Annotated in this window: 12 protein-coding genes; 7 read left to right on the plus strand and 5 right to left on the minus strand. The window is 59.3% G+C overall.

Annotated elements, in window-relative coordinates; translation table 11 throughout:
• Positions 1-24 precede the first annotated feature (24 nt).
• Positions 25-1,518 (plus strand): ATPase domain-containing protein, encoded by a 1,494-nt coding sequence (locus tag NDK18_RS15130; protein ID WP_250626249.1) that lies wholly within the window; start codon positions 25-27, stop codon positions 1,516-1,518.
• A 21-nt stretch (positions 1,519-1,539) separates the two neighbouring features.
• Positions 1,540-2,595 carry a sensor histidine kinase gene (locus NDK18_RS15135; RefSeq protein ID WP_250628240.1) on the plus strand — a complete coding sequence of 352 codons (1,056 nt, stop codon included), beginning with the start codon at positions 1,540-1,542 and terminating at the stop codon, positions 2,593-2,595.
• 251 nt (positions 2,596-2,846) lie between these two features.
• Here NDK18_RS15135 and NDK18_RS15140 read toward each other — a convergent pair whose 3' ends face one another.
• Positions 2,847-3,758 carry a TolB-like translocation protein gene (locus NDK18_RS15140; RefSeq protein ID WP_250628241.1) on the minus strand — a complete coding sequence of 304 codons (912 nt, stop codon included), beginning with the start codon at positions 3,756-3,758 and terminating at the stop codon, positions 2,847-2,849.
• Between the two features lie 693 nt (positions 3,759-4,451).
• Complete coding sequence (locus NDK18_RS19485) at positions 4,452-4,796, minus strand: helix-turn-helix domain-containing protein (protein WP_425600647.1); 345 nt, start codon at positions 4,794-4,796, stop codon at positions 4,452-4,454.
• Positions 4,797-5,127: 331 nt separating this feature from the next.
• Here NDK18_RS19485 and NDK18_RS15145 point away from each other — a divergent pair, with 331 nt between their 5' ends.
• From NDK18_RS15145 to NDK18_RS15155, 3 genes are all read left to right on the plus strand, one after another.
• Positions 5,128-5,787: a glutathione S-transferase family protein gene (locus tag NDK18_RS15145; protein WP_250628242.1), complete on the plus strand. Its 660-nt coding sequence runs from the start codon at positions 5,128-5,130 to the stop codon at positions 5,785-5,787.
• Between the two features lie 301 nt (positions 5,788-6,088).
• Positions 6,089-6,394, plus strand: a complete 306-nt coding sequence (locus NDK18_RS15150) for a hypothetical protein (RefSeq protein ID WP_250626255.1) — start codon at positions 6,089-6,091, stop codon at positions 6,392-6,394.
• A 281-nt stretch (positions 6,395-6,675) separates the two neighbouring features.
• Positions 6,676-8,223, plus strand: a complete 1,548-nt coding sequence (locus NDK18_RS15155) for a hypothetical protein (RefSeq protein ID WP_250628243.1) — start codon at positions 6,676-6,678, stop codon at positions 8,221-8,223.
• 18 nt (positions 8,224-8,241) lie between these two features.
• Here the strand turns inward: NDK18_RS15155 and NDK18_RS15160 are convergent, their stop codons facing one another.
• The 3 genes from NDK18_RS15160 to NDK18_RS15170 are packed head-to-tail and all read right to left on the minus strand — an operon-like array spanning position 8,242 to position 10,635.
• Entirely contained in the window at positions 8,242-9,432 is a 1,191-nt protein-coding gene (locus NDK18_RS15160) for a low temperature requirement protein A (RefSeq protein ID WP_250628244.1), read from the minus strand.
• 10 nt (positions 9,433-9,442) lie between these two features.
• Positions 9,443-9,703: a hypothetical protein gene (locus tag NDK18_RS15165; RefSeq protein WP_250628245.1), complete on the minus strand. Its 261-nt coding sequence runs from the start codon at positions 9,701-9,703 to the stop codon at positions 9,443-9,445.
• Positions 9,704-9,720: 17 nt separating this feature from the next.
• Positions 9,721-10,635, minus strand: a complete 915-nt coding sequence (locus NDK18_RS15170; protein ID WP_250628246.1) for an alpha/beta fold hydrolase — start codon at positions 10,633-10,635, stop codon at positions 9,721-9,723.
• A 222-nt stretch (positions 10,636-10,857) separates the two neighbouring features.
• On the opposite strand from NDK18_RS15170, the gene NDK18_RS15175 reads away from it, so the two are divergent.
• Together NDK18_RS15175 and NDK18_RS15180 are read left to right on the plus strand one after the other, a co-directional pair.
• Positions 10,858-11,913 carry a MerR family transcriptional regulator gene (locus NDK18_RS15175; protein ID WP_250628247.1) on the plus strand — a complete coding sequence of 352 codons (1,056 nt, stop codon included), beginning with the start codon at positions 10,858-10,860 and terminating at the stop codon, positions 11,911-11,913.
• Positions 11,914-11,982: 69 nt separating this feature from the next.
• The gene (locus NDK18_RS15180) at positions 11,983-12,834 is read left to right on the plus strand and encodes a DUF72 domain-containing protein (protein ID WP_250628248.1); all 852 of its coding nucleotides are present in this window, start codon (positions 11,983-11,985) and stop codon (positions 12,832-12,834) included.
• Positions 12,835-12,840 lie beyond the last annotated feature (6 nt).

Consider the following 12,840-nt stretch of genomic DNA (forward strand, 5'->3'; position numbering starts at 1 on the left):
CGGTTCATGCAGGACACATCCTCAATGAGCACCCGATCGACAATCACTCGCCTGGCTACTGGCGTCCCGGGACTGGACGAGGTGCTGGGCGGTGGACTGCCCGAATTTTCGTTCAATCTCATCGCGGGCCCCCCGGGGTGTGGCAAGACCACGCTCGCGCACCAGATCATGTTCTCGCTGGCCAAACCGGAGCGGCCGACCCTCTATTTCACGGTACTCGGCGAACCACCGCTGAAGATGTTGCGCTACCAGCAACAGTTCGCTTTCTTCGATGCGGAACTGGTCAACGGTTCGATCCATTTCATCAACCTGACCGAAGAAACGCTTGCGGGTGACCTGGACCAGGTGCTCCAGCGGATCGTTGTCGAGGTCGAAAAGCACAATCCAGCAATCATCTTCGTCGACTCGTTCCGCTCGGTCGTCCTGGCGAACAATGCGGGCGGCAACGAGCACAACAGCCTGCAGCAGTTTGTGCAGAAATTGGGCATGGTGATGACCAGCTGGCAGGCCACCACCTTCCTGATCGGCGAATACTTCACCGAAACCGATGCCAATCCCGTCTTCACCGTGGCCGACGGCCTGATCTGGCTTCGCCAGAGCGTCCAGCGCAATTCGATGGTCCGCAAGATCGAAATCATGAAAATGCGTGGCCAGCCGACTCTGCCTGGCCTGCATACCTTCCGGATCAATAACAACGGGATCAAGGTGTTCGCACCGGCCCGGGTGTTGGCCCCCGCATCCCCCAAAGCTGCGACGGGCGCCCCGGGTTCCCGCTTGGGCACCGGCGTGCCGAAACTCGATGCAATGCTGGGTGGCGGCCTACCCCGGGGCTATTCGTTATTGGTGGCCGGGCCCTCCGGATCGGGCAAGAGCATCCTGGCCGCGGCCTTCCTGGTGGAAGGAGCCCGCAACGGCGAAACCGGCGTCGTCGCGGCTTTCGAGCAGATTCCCAACCGCGAGCGGTCCCCGCTGCTGGCGGGATTGATCGATCAGGGGAAGGTGGGCCTCGTCGACACCCAGGCCCCCGACCTTTCGATCGACGAAATCGTCCTGCTTCTGCTTACCGAGGTCCGGCGCCTGGGTGCGACGCGCGTGGTCATCGATTCCCTTTCGGGTTTTGAACTGGCCCTGGCGCCAACCTTCCGACCCGACTTCCGGGAATCGTTGTCGCGCATGGTCTCCGCGCTCGCTGCCGAGGGCGTCACCGTGCTGATGACTTCCGAACTGGAGGACCGCTACACCGACCTGCGCTTCAGCCCCTACGGCACGGCCTTCATGACCGATGCGATCGTCGTGCAGCGTTACATTGAGGTTGAGAGCCGGCTTCTGCGCGTCATGGCCGTGGTCAAGGTGCGCGCCAGCGCGCACTCGAACGAGTTATGCGCCTACGAGATCAACGAGGACGGCATCCACATTGGCACCATGCTTCCGGAACAGGAAGGGTTACTGGGTGGCCGACCCACACGAAAGTCACTTCCAAGCTCCAGCTCCATCCACGGCAACCACACTCATGAATGAGTTGCCTCCGAAGCGTTCGCCATGGTGACGAAGCGCCAGACAGAGGGCGCTGGCGTCGGCATAGCCGGCGAAGAAGCCCGTTTGGCCGAGGCAAAAGAAGCCGAGATCATCGTGGCGGAAACCCATCTGGCATTCGAAGCACGCGTCGCCCAGTTAATCGCAGCGAACGAAGCGCTGGTCCTTTCCTCGCTACGCATGCAAGACGAAGCTGACGCATCCGCAAAAGCCCTGAAAGCCCTGTCCCTGTCCATCGGAAAAGACACCGTCGAGCACGAGCGTCACTATGCGCAGTTACGCGACGCGAACGAGAGACTGGTTCTGGCCGCACTCGATGCCCACCATTTGCTCGATGCCGCGGAACTTGCCCGGATCAGGCACGCCGACTTTCTCGCCGTGCTTTCCCACGAGTTACGCACGCCGTTGACACCGATACGCATGGCCGCGTCGATGATCGATGAAACGCGCCTGGATGACCTGCCCAGGATGAAAGCCATCATTGAGCGGCAGGTGCTGCACATCACCCGCTTGCTGGTTGACGTGCTGGAGGTCTCGCGCGTCGGTGTCGGCAAGTTGCGTTTAACCAGAAAGATGCTGAATATCGCCGAGATCCTTGCGCAAGCCGTCGAAACGTGTGTGCCGGCCATGGATGCGCGTAATCAGCGTCTTCACTCGAAACTGCCACCGGCGCCCGTGATGATCCATGGCGACCCGGTGCGCCTTGCCCAGGTCTTCGTCAACCTGCTCGACAACGCCTCTAAATACACACCCCAAGGCGGCGAGATCGAACTGGCCATGGCTGAGACTGGCAACGCGTTGATCATTACGGTGATTGATAGCGGCATCGGCATGACGACGGACACCTTGGCCACCATGTTCGATCCGTTCGTGCAAGATCCACAGGCCGTCGCGTTCAATAGTGATGGTTTGGGTATCGGATTGACGGTCGTTCGCGAGCTGGTGGAGGCGCATGGCGGCAATGTCATTGCCACGAGCGAAGGCATCGGAGCGGGTAGTCAGTTCACCGTCTCACTCCCGCTCGGCGAAGGCTTGCAGAGCACAGGTTTAGCCCAACAGTAGGCGCTTTCTTGAAGATCTTCGACGTGGCACAGTTGCCGGAATCCAATGGCGGTTGGCTGGTTCGCGACGCCCAAGGACTTCCAACCCTACATTCCTCCCGCCTTATAGCCGTGGCGTTCGCCTCCGGGCAAGCTCGCGCGACCTGCATTGTGTGCGCAGGCTCAGCCTTGGTCAGCCTGGAAGGTGCGGATGGCGTATGGCGGTTATTCGATGCGGACATGAAGGCAATCTTGCCCTTCTGAGCATCGGGGTTATTTGTTTGCTGTCGGGGTGATCGCTTCGGCGCGCTTTAACTGCGTAAGCACTGGACGCAATGGAATAGTCCAGATGCCCGGCGGCTTATTATCGAAGTAAAGCGTGGACAGGTCCGGACTCAAGTGCGCCTGGAAGCCGGAAGCGGCGATATGGACAGGCGCGCTCCAGCCGCTGGCGGTGGCGAACACGATGAAGAGGTCCGCCGTGTCGGAGGGTGCTGGCGCCCGTTCCGAGCTGAAGACCAGGAAGGACTGGTCCGGGGCCACGGCCGGATCGTAGTCTTCGGTGATGCCATCGCTGAACGGCAATGGTTGGGGCGGCTGCAGACTGCCATTGCGAAACGCGCTTTTGAAAAGCCGGAAAGCACCTGTCTTCCCGCCGGTCTGCGTGAAATAAATACTGCCGTCCTTCGCGACCGACGGATCGTAAGTGGATGAACTGCTGTTGATGATGTCGGGCAGGCGTACGGGTGTTCCCCACGCATCACCTTTCCTGTCCACGCGCCACAGGTTGCCGCCGCGCCCCGGCTGCGGCTTTCCAGCGTAGAAGCCATCCAGTAGCGCGCCGCCCGCGACTGCCGGTCGGTTTGAGACGAAGATCAGGTACGAGCCATCCGGGGCCATCGCCGGTGCGATGCTGTTGCCTACGTTGGAGAACGGCGCCACTACGGGTTGCGACCAGGTGTCGCCCTGCTTGTGGGAAATCATAAGCTGGCGCGAGGTGCCTGCTCGCCGTGTAAACACGACGGTGTTTCCGTCGGGGGTGAAGGCGGGCGATGCGTCGTTCTGCGGGCCCCACTGCACTTCCGCGGAGAACATCGTGGGCACGGGTGCTGGGGGCGGAGTGGTTTGCGCAAATGCGGCGCAGGGCGCCAGGACAAGAGCGACAGCCAGGCTCAGTTTCTTCATACGAGTGCCTCGATGACCGGGTGTCGCAAGCTGGCCTTGTCGTGTGCTGCGGGCAAGCGTTTTGTGACGAGCGGCTGCGGGGTCGTTATAGACGGGATCGTTTACTCGACAAGTGAGGTTTCTCCGATGGGATGTCGGAGGAAACTTTGCGACGCTTACTATATGGAGTTCGGCCGGCGTATCCGGGATCATTTGTTTGCCGCCGGGGCAACTCCCGGCGGCCGGGTATCGAAACCCGTTCTTAAGTCTCGGGTATCGCAGGCTCCACCTCCTGCGGTACCCGTGATTTCCCGTCCCTCTACGGCGGGCGACCAGGCGGGCTTCGTCCCGGCCGGATTAGACTTAAGACGGTTTTCGATCCTGGCTCGCCCGCCACTCTGCGTGCAAACAGCGTGGCGAAATGCTCCTGCATGAGTCAGCGCAGGACGAATGAATCATCGGGTTGTGTCGAAACGATCCGCGGCTGGCTAACCGGTCATGAACACCATGACGTGACTGGGGTCGACAGGCAGAGCATGCCTGGGTGGTTCATTCGTCCGGTCCGTTGGGCGGATGCCTGAGTTCGGAGTAGTTGCAGCTTCGCTGCAGTCATTTGATGCGATGCCGAGGCGCCACCACTTGGCCGCCTTTGGTGGCAAGTATGGAATACATCTGAAAACTGCGACTGCCGAGCTGCGGCGCCGTTCGGACAGACTATGTCGGATGTTTGTCGATGGATTCCAATACATTCAGAAAAGCATCGATCACAGTCAACGCGTGAGGGGCCCTGCGAGACAAGTTACTAACTCGCTGGAATATTGCCTCTAGATGCTCTCCGCCGTCGACTTCTGAAGGATTTAATCCCAGTGCTGTGCAAATTTTCTGCACGCTACCGTTGATTGTCTTGAACTGACCACCCTCAAGCTTCGAGATCAAAGACCGCTCAACACCTGCTTCGACGCCAAGAATATCCTGAGATATACCCAATTTCTTCCGTGCGTCAGCAATCCGTCGACCCAGCGATCGAGCTCCTTCGGGCGTTGAAATACGGTCTGACATGTGCAATATAATTGCACATCTTGCACGCAAAGAGCACCATGGCTATCTATGTGGACATCCTCGGCCAGCTAATTGGACATGACCACCATGGAGTGACCGGAGCCGACAGGCAGAGCATGCCTGGGTGGTTCATTCGCCCTGTCTGTTGGTTGGCCTCAGTGGACGCCCACTAGCAAACTTTCTCGCAGGGCCGTGTCGATTTCCGGCCCCTTCGTTCGACGTAGCTATAACAGGCCACCCTGGCCGGCCTGAACGAGGAGCCAAAGATGCATTTGATAGCCTTTGTGAAGAGACCGATTGGACACTCGACGACCACAGCGGGAGCCACGCCATGACGATCACAATCACCGCCTTTGAGCGTTCCCCCGACGGGGGCATGGGGCTGGCGCGGGATACGCGCGTGCGCTGGGCGCTTGAGGAAGCAGGCCAGGCGTATACGGTTCTGCCTGTGTCCTTCCAGGCCATGAAGGAACCTGAGCACCTTGCCCGTCACCCATTCGGCCAGATTCCCACGTTCGAGGAGGGCGACCTTGCCATCTTCGAGTCGGGCGCGATCATCTTCCACATCGCCCAGCGGTATTCGGGCCTGTTGCCGGACGACGCCAACGCGCGTGCCCGTGCGGTCACCTGGATGTTCGCCGCGCTCAGTACCGTGGAGCCGCCCATCCTTGATCTCGCGATCGCCAAGTTCCAGGAAGGCGACAAGCCCTGGTGCCAGGACCGCCTGCCTCTTGTCCAGAACCGCATTCGCGAACGGCTGGGCAAGTTATCCGACCGCATGGGCGATGCCCAGTGGCTCGATGGCGATTTCAGCGCGGCGGACCTGGTGATGGTGTCGGTGCTGCAACGCCTGAAGCCGTCGGGGATGTTGGGAGAATTCCCGACCTTGGCGGCCTATGTCGCCCGGGCCGAAGAGCGGCCTGCCTTCCAACGCGCCTTCGCCGACCAGCTTGCCTTCAACACGGCAGGCAAAGCGGCTTCAGGTGCATAGCTACGGTAGCTGAACAGACACCGGTGCAGCGGGCGTGAGGAGCCCAAGCTTTCAGGCACCCACTGGCTTGACGCTCTCCCAGTCAATATCGTGCCATGCCCACAAAAAAACCCCTGCTCCGATTTTACGCGAGCGGTAGCGACGGCCGTCTCTACCATCTGGCCGCCGTTGCACTGGACGAGCCGGCCGTCGCTGACACGTCAAAGGTAGGCTATGCGCTTGCCGATGGGCGTCGCCTTATTCAAACCGATGGCCAGACGTTTGCCCTGGAAGGCGGAGCGCTTACCTTTCGAATTGAACCATGACCGGCTGGAATGCATCCGGGCAGGATGCTTTATTCGCCGATACGCTGGCCTTGGTCGAAAGTGTGAAATCGAGCGATTTAGGTGAAGCGCGCAGTCGTTGCAATTCGCTCACCGCGAGGGCTCAAGCCGTAGGGGACCCGGCGTTGGAACGAGCGGCCGCGAGCATGGCGTGCGCGCTGGAGGATTTTATCCCCGGTGGAAACATCGATCTCAGTTATGAACTTGCTGACCTGATGTATGAGATTTCCTCACTCAAGCTCGTCAACCACGCAAAGCATTACTTCGCCCCGCGAATCGGGTGACAGAACTATGCAAGAGGTTTGGGCCAGCTTGCCGAACCAAGCATGATCTGAGCTTCAGTGCAGAGACTTCCGCGCAATGCCAAATTGACGATTAGCCTGACGGCCAACCGCAATTCTCGCACCATGAGACCGCACTCCTAGATGCTACCTGCGACCTGATCGCTCCACACGAGCATCAGCGACCAGAACATCACAGTCAACACAAGGAGTGCGAGATGTCCAATGATAAAAGCGTAAACGCAGTGCCTGCCCCCGCTACTTCCCCGCTCACGGACACCCCCGTGATGCATGCAGAATTGGCCGCAAGCGATGGAGCAGCCTTGGTCGGCTTCTCTCAAGGTGGGCTGGGAGCACAAAGCCGTACCGCGCAAGAAAAACTGCGAGAAAAAGTAAGCGTGTTCGACTTCCTTACGGACGCTCAGAAGGCGGATGTTGAAGCTCGAACACGTCTGATAGACGTTACCGCCAACGTCCAAAGCGCTATTGACGCCAGCGTTGGCCGCGAACTTTATTTTCCTGCCGGCGATTATCTTATCTCGGCGGCGCTGACCATTACGCTTGGCAGCTTAACGATCGCTTGCGATCGCGGCCAAGCTCAATTCGTGCTGGGTACAGAGAACCAGAACGGCCTCGTGATCGGTGACGGCACCGGTACCACTAAAGGTCTGCTGTACCGCACTTCGGTGAGCGGCTTCAACTTTGTGCCAAGGAGTGGCGTAAGCACCTTCTCCGAAGGAGCATGCATCAGCGTAAACAATGCCTCGTACATTAATATATTTTTCTGCACTTTCTACGGTAGTGATGGAACTACTCGGCGACTGTGGAATGGCATTTACATTTTCCAGGGAGTGTCGGTTAACGTCGAGTGGTGCATGTTTGTGTCACTCGTCAACCACGGCGTTGATCAAGAAGGAAGTGCGGGGTTGGCGAACTGGACGACCAGTGGTCGCATCGACAATTGTGAATTCAGCGACTTCTTGGGGAATGGCGTCCATTTCGGTCCATTCTCGGGCGGATGCACAATAAATTTCCCGATCATGTATTCATTTTTTGGCACAGGTGTCTACGTCGACTCGCCTGGGCAAGGTAATAACTTCATCTTTGAGCCGGACATCGAAGTCGACAATAGCTCAAATGGCATCATCGTCAATCAAGGTGCGGTTATTCAAATCGTAGGTGGTTGGATAGGCGCAGGCACCATCAACCAAAGCGCGCTGCTAGTGAATTCCAATGCCACAGATGTCCAAATGATGGGCACCGCGGTATTTGGCTTAAGCACAACGCTCAATGGCCAAGCCTGCTCCATAGTCGGATGCTCCATCGCCGGTGACTTTGTAACGTCGCGCACCGGCATTGTTGTTAATTCGACAGGCTCCGATGCCATGATAGTTGGCTGCCGCATCAAGCAGTTCGCGCATTACGGCATCCAGTTCGCGAATAGCCCTTCTGGTTGCGTGGTGAGCGGCTGCCACTTCAAGAACAATACACTTGGCAACGTTGATGGAATGAACTTCAACGCATCATTCAGCCCTCCGGTAATTACCGGCTGCACCAATGACGCCGCCTACTCGCTGACTTCAGCCGCCTCACTCGTACTATCTGTCGGTAAGAATATGTACGGAGTAACAGGGGCAACACCAAATATAACCAGCATGACCACCTTGGGTATCGCTCAGCGCGTGACGATCCAAGCGGGCTTGGGAGGCATCACTTTCGCCGGTGGCGGCAATATTCAATTGAAAAACTCGCCGACCACGGTTCCCTCGTTTTCGACGATATCCTTCGTAAGCGACGGTCTCAACTGGTTTGAAGACGGGCGAAATTTCTAACCGGCAACATGCCGTTCTTCAATGCGAGGATCTTTCCAGAGGCTCGGATTGACGCCGCTTACGCAACATCCTCCCCTCGCCGTACCCAGCAACGAGCATCACAGCTGTAGTCAACCAGCCCACAACCAGCATGTTGATGACGTACGCGACTGGAATCAGAAGCGCAAGCGCGATGACTCCCATGATATGGGAGACAGGTATCACGCCATAAACCACCTTCTTGTAAACGGCGCTACCCAGCAGATAGATCGCTGGGCCAGCGCCAAGAACGAGAGCGTAAGTTGTCTTCATCGCATCATGCGGATGCGCGAGCACCAGATCGTTGCCCACGGCCGTCGCGATGATGCCTGCGACAAGGATGGCGTGGATATAGTGGAAGTAAGCGCCGATCTGACCGGGGTCATCGGAATGAGTGATGGTGTCCGTGGCATCCTTGCTCGACGTTCCGAAATACAGCCACCACATCGCCAGCGCACCGAAGAACGTAGCCAGTACGGCCGACACCATGGTGACGTCCCAGGTTTCGGTATCCGACATGGCGACGCCTGTCGCCAGAAGGGTTTCCCCCAACGCGACAATGACGAAGAGCTGGCAGCGTTCGGCCAGATGCCCGCCCTCGATCGTCCAGTCGCTGGTCCGCGACCGGCCCAGGCCCGGGAGTGCGAAGCCGAACATCGGCGAGATGTACTCGCAGGCGACTGCGACGGCCCATAGAGCAGCTCGTGTCCAATGCTCGGTGAATGCGCCGGCAATCCAAAACGCCGCCGCAATCGAAACCCAGACCAGCATGCGTCGATGGTTGGCCGACAGCGGATGATCCGACCCCAACTCCCAAACAATGTAGGCCGTGCGCCCCACCTGGATCGCGACGTAGGCGAGCGCGAAAACCAGCCCCCATTCACCGAAGGCACCGGGGATCGCCGAGGCCATGATCAGCCCGGCGAGCATGACGGCGAAAAGCAGGCAGCGGATGCGCGGAGTTTCGGGATCGAACCAGTTGGTGGTCCAGCAGGTGTATTGCCAACCGAGCCAGACGGCGAACCAGAGGATCAGCGTCTGGACCACGCCGGTCAGCGTCAGGTTGTGCAGTAACTCATGGCTGAGCTGCGTGACCGCGAAGACATAGACAAGATCGAAGAACAGTTCCTCGTTGGTCACGCGGGCATGGTGACCATCGCGTCGGCGCAGAAGGGTGTTGACGTCGGTCATCTCGGAGTCTTCAGCGCGCCAACCGCCAGATAGCGATGCCGGCAGCTATGGCGGGCACCGCGAAGACGATTAGAAGGATCGGTAATTCGTCCCGCACCGAATAGCCGGCCTTCGTCACGCCAACCCACAGGTTGGTGACCGACACGATCAGCCATATAGGTATGAACAACTTGGCCGCCAGGACGAGATCCGGCATGGTGCCGCCCCATAGTCTGCCGAACAGCATGAAGAGGCCGAGCAGGACGAAGCCGCCGCCGATCACCATGGCCATGTGCATTTTGGTTCCTCTTAGTGCCGGTTGACGTCCTGAAGCGAACTGGCTTTGTTGACTGCCTCAATGGAGTAGTCAACGTCCCGCGCAAGGATTTGTCGCGCCGCCTTCCCATCGACAACACCAGCATAGGCCTTGACGATGGCCTGGATCACCAGAAGTGGATTGTCTCTGTAGATGTAATGCCCGGTCCCGGAGGCCTTGATGCCTAGCCGATTGGGCGCAGCATCGACAAACGTCCGATGGCATTCCTTCCAGCGGCTGATGTCGGCATCGGAGGAAAAAGGCGGATGGTCCGAGACCAGGTCGATGATGGGAATAGACGCCGGGAAGGCATTGGCCCTCACGATCTCGACGGTTTTAGGCAGGTTCTTCGACTGGTAGTAACTGCCCAGCGAGCCCGAAGTTGGTGGCTTCTTGTCACCTTGCTCCCGCACGAAGTCCTTCATCCAGTCCTCGGTGAACCAGCAGGCCGAGCTGCCATCAACAAGGACCGCTGTCTTTATCCGCTGGGGATGCTTCGATGCGTACAGTGTTGCGTAGAGCGCCCCGTACGAATGGGCCACGAGCATGATTTTCCCGTCGTAACCCAGTTGGTGGAGCGCTTCGTCCAGCTCCGCAACCCCGTTCTCGATGCCATGGGCGTCCACGGCCTGGTTACGTCCGTCTAGCTCGCTCCGTCCGAACCCCGCACGGTCGTAAGTGATGAGTGTCGCGCCGGTGATGTCATGCAGGGGCTTGGCGATACCGGCCCACACCGTCGAGTCATCCCCGCCGCCGGCCTCGAAGAGAATCGGAAGCCCCTCGCCTTTGTAGACATGGAAGTGCAGCTTGTCTCCCCGCACGGCAAGGTCGACATCCGTCTCCTGCGATTGCGCCTGCTGTCCCGCCAGGGTGGCCAGGCCAAGCAAAACTGCAGCAAGCATCTTCATCGTCCGCCCTTGTCCCGTATCCATCCCATCCCCGCCGGCTAATGGTTCACTTCCCAAGCTTGCCCTTGCCGCACCCCCCCGGCAACTGCCAGGCAATGCAGGCCGCTGATTGTCCGCTGCGCGAGCCGCGTCACCCTCTTGGCGGGCTGCCTTCGGGTTACTTGACCTGGCCCCTGGGGCAGGCCACAAGATAGGCGCCGCCTTCAGACGGAGTGGCGATTCATGAATCCTTCGACGATGTATCTCCACACTTCCGAAGCGGCCAGGAAACTCGGTGTTTCCACAAAAGCCCTCCGTCTTTACGAGGAGCGCGGCCTGATAACACCCAGGCGCACATCGGCCGGTTATCGGATTTACGATGAGGGCATCATGGTCCGCGCTGCTGAGGTTGTGGCGTTGCGCGCGCTTGGACTAAGCCTGGCACAGGTTACTCGCGTACTGGAAGGGGAGCCTCGAGACCTGGAATTCGCTCTTGTTCTACACGAGGCGAAACTTGGCGACGAAATTCACCATCTTGTTTGCACCAAGGACAAGGTTAACCACCTTAGAGCGCAGCTTGCGCAAGGTAAGGTGCCGGCCGAAGGCGAGGTCGCACGTCTGCTTAAGCCATCCACGGGGCTCAGCGTGGCCTTTGAGCTTCCTTGGCCATGGGGTGGTGAGTGGTTTGAACTTCGCGACATCCAGTCCCTGAACTTCATCGTAGGGTCGCTTGGTAGCGGAAAGACGAGGTTCGCCAAGCGCCTGGCGGAAGAGTTGCCCGATGCGTTGTTTGTTGGTCTGGACCGGGTCGACGAGGGACGTTCTGCATCCTCAGTTCGATTGCATGCAGACAAGGCGCTCCAGTTGCGGGTGAACCAGGCTCTCGCTTGGCTGGTCGAAGAGGGAGGTACCGAATCGGAGAATTTGATCGCTTTGCTTGCTGGTCTGGAAGCCGAGGGGCCGACAGCGCTCGTCATCGACATGGTGGAACAAGGGCTGGATCGTGGGACCCAGGAAGCACTGATTGCGCTTCTTCGCCAGCGCGCCAGGATGGGCGCGCGCCCACTATTTCTGATGACCCGTTCTTCATCGATCCTGGATCTCGCTGCGATGGGTCCGAATGAGTCCATTGTTTTCTGTCCGCCAAATCACAGTCCACCCGTGCAGGTAGCTCCTTACCCGGGAGCACCGGGGTATGAGGCTGTCGCCATGTGTCTTGCCTCCCCTGAGGTCCGGGAACGAACGGCCGGAATGGTCGCCTGGCTTCCCGAGGCATCTAGATTGTCCAGGGCCACATAACTGCGCTGAGTTGAAGACTGTCGCCTGGGTCGTGGCATCATGGATGCGTCATCGCTTCGATCCGCAGCCATGCCCAAGAAAGCCGCCAGCAACGACCTCTTCGTCGCTCCCGCAATGCAGCACGCTGTCCGCATCGGCATCGGTGGTTGGACGTATGCTCCCTGGCGCAAGAATTTCTATCCGGATGGCCTGGTGCAAAAGCGCGAGCTGGAATATGCCAGCCGCCATCTGCGCGTGATCGAGATCAATGGCACCTTCTACGGTGCACAGAAGCCGGCCACATACGAGCGCTGGGCGGCGGAGACGCCAGAGGGCTTCGTGTTCTCGCTCAAGGCGCCGCGCTATATCACCGAGGGCAAGAAGCTGGCGGATACGGCTAAAGGCATTACCGGGTTTGTCGAAGGTGGCCTGGATCAGATGGGCGATCGCCTGGGGCCGATCCTGTGGCAATTGCCGCCGTCGCGTCGCTTCGACGCGGATGACCTCGACGCGTTCCTGCGCCTGCTGCCGGCCAAGCTGGCTGGACGTCCGCTGCGGCACGTATTGGAAGTTCGGCATCCGAGTTTCCTCAGCGCCGAATACGTGGCGCTGGCTCGCTCGCACCGTATCCCGACGGTTTTCACCGATTCGCCGGAGTACCCGTCGCTAGCCGATATCACGGGTGACTTCACCTATGCCCGTTTGATGCGCAGCGAAGACGGCATCGCCACCGGTTACAACAAGAAAGATCTGGATGCCTGGTCGACGCGCGCGCAACGCTGGGCGCACGGCCAGGACAATCCCGAACTTCCGCACGTGGTTGCCGCGTTGCCCGATGGCAGCGCGCGCGACGTTTTCATCTTCTTCATCAGCGCCGCCAAGCACCGCAACCCAGCCGCCGCGATGGCGTTGCAAACGCGCGTCGACGCGGCTCACCAGTGAACGCCT

The organism is Pinirhizobacter soli, assembly GCF_015905305.1.
Classification (GTDB): domain Bacteria; phylum Pseudomonadota; class Gammaproteobacteria; order Xanthomonadales; family Rhodanobacteraceae; genus Pinirhizobacter; species Pinirhizobacter soli.

Coding starts and splice junctions, on each gene's coding strand:
- NDK18_RS15150 (WP_250626255.1), top strand. CDS start 6,089: ATGACCGGCTGGAATGCATCCGGGCAGGATGCTTTATTCGCCGATACG.
- NDK18_RS15140 (WP_250628241.1), bottom strand. CDS start 3,758: ATGAAGAAACTGAGCCTGGCTGTCGCTCTTGTCCTGGCGCCCTGCGCC.
- NDK18_RS15145 (WP_250628242.1), top strand. CDS start 5,128: ATGACGATCACAATCACCGCCTTTGAGCGTTCCCCCGACGGGGGCATG.
- NDK18_RS15170 (WP_250628246.1), bottom strand. CDS start 10,635: ATGAAGATGCTTGCTGCAGTTTTGCTTGGCCTGGCCACCCTGGCGGGA.
- NDK18_RS15180 (WP_250628248.1), top strand. CDS start 11,983: ATGCCCAAGAAAGCCGCCAGCAACGACCTCTTCGTCGCTCCCGCAATG.
- NDK18_RS15130 (WP_250626249.1), top strand. CDS start 25: ATGAGCACCCGATCGACAATCACTCGCCTGGCTACTGGCGTCCCGGGA.
- NDK18_RS15135 (WP_250628240.1), top strand. CDS start 1,540: ATGGTGACGAAGCGCCAGACAGAGGGCGCTGGCGTCGGCATAGCCGGC.
- NDK18_RS19485 (WP_425600647.1), bottom strand. CDS start 4,796: ATGTCAGACCGTATTTCAACGCCCGAAGGAGCTCGATCGCTGGGTCGA.
- NDK18_RS15160 (WP_250628244.1), bottom strand. CDS start 9,432: ATGACCGACGTCAACACCCTTCTGCGCCGACGCGATGGTCACCATGCC.
- NDK18_RS15175 (WP_250628247.1), top strand. CDS start 10,858: ATGAATCCTTCGACGATGTATCTCCACACTTCCGAAGCGGCCAGGAAA.
- NDK18_RS15165 (WP_250628245.1), bottom strand. CDS start 9,703: ATGGCCATGGTGATCGGCGGCGGCTTCGTCCTGCTCGGCCTCTTCATG.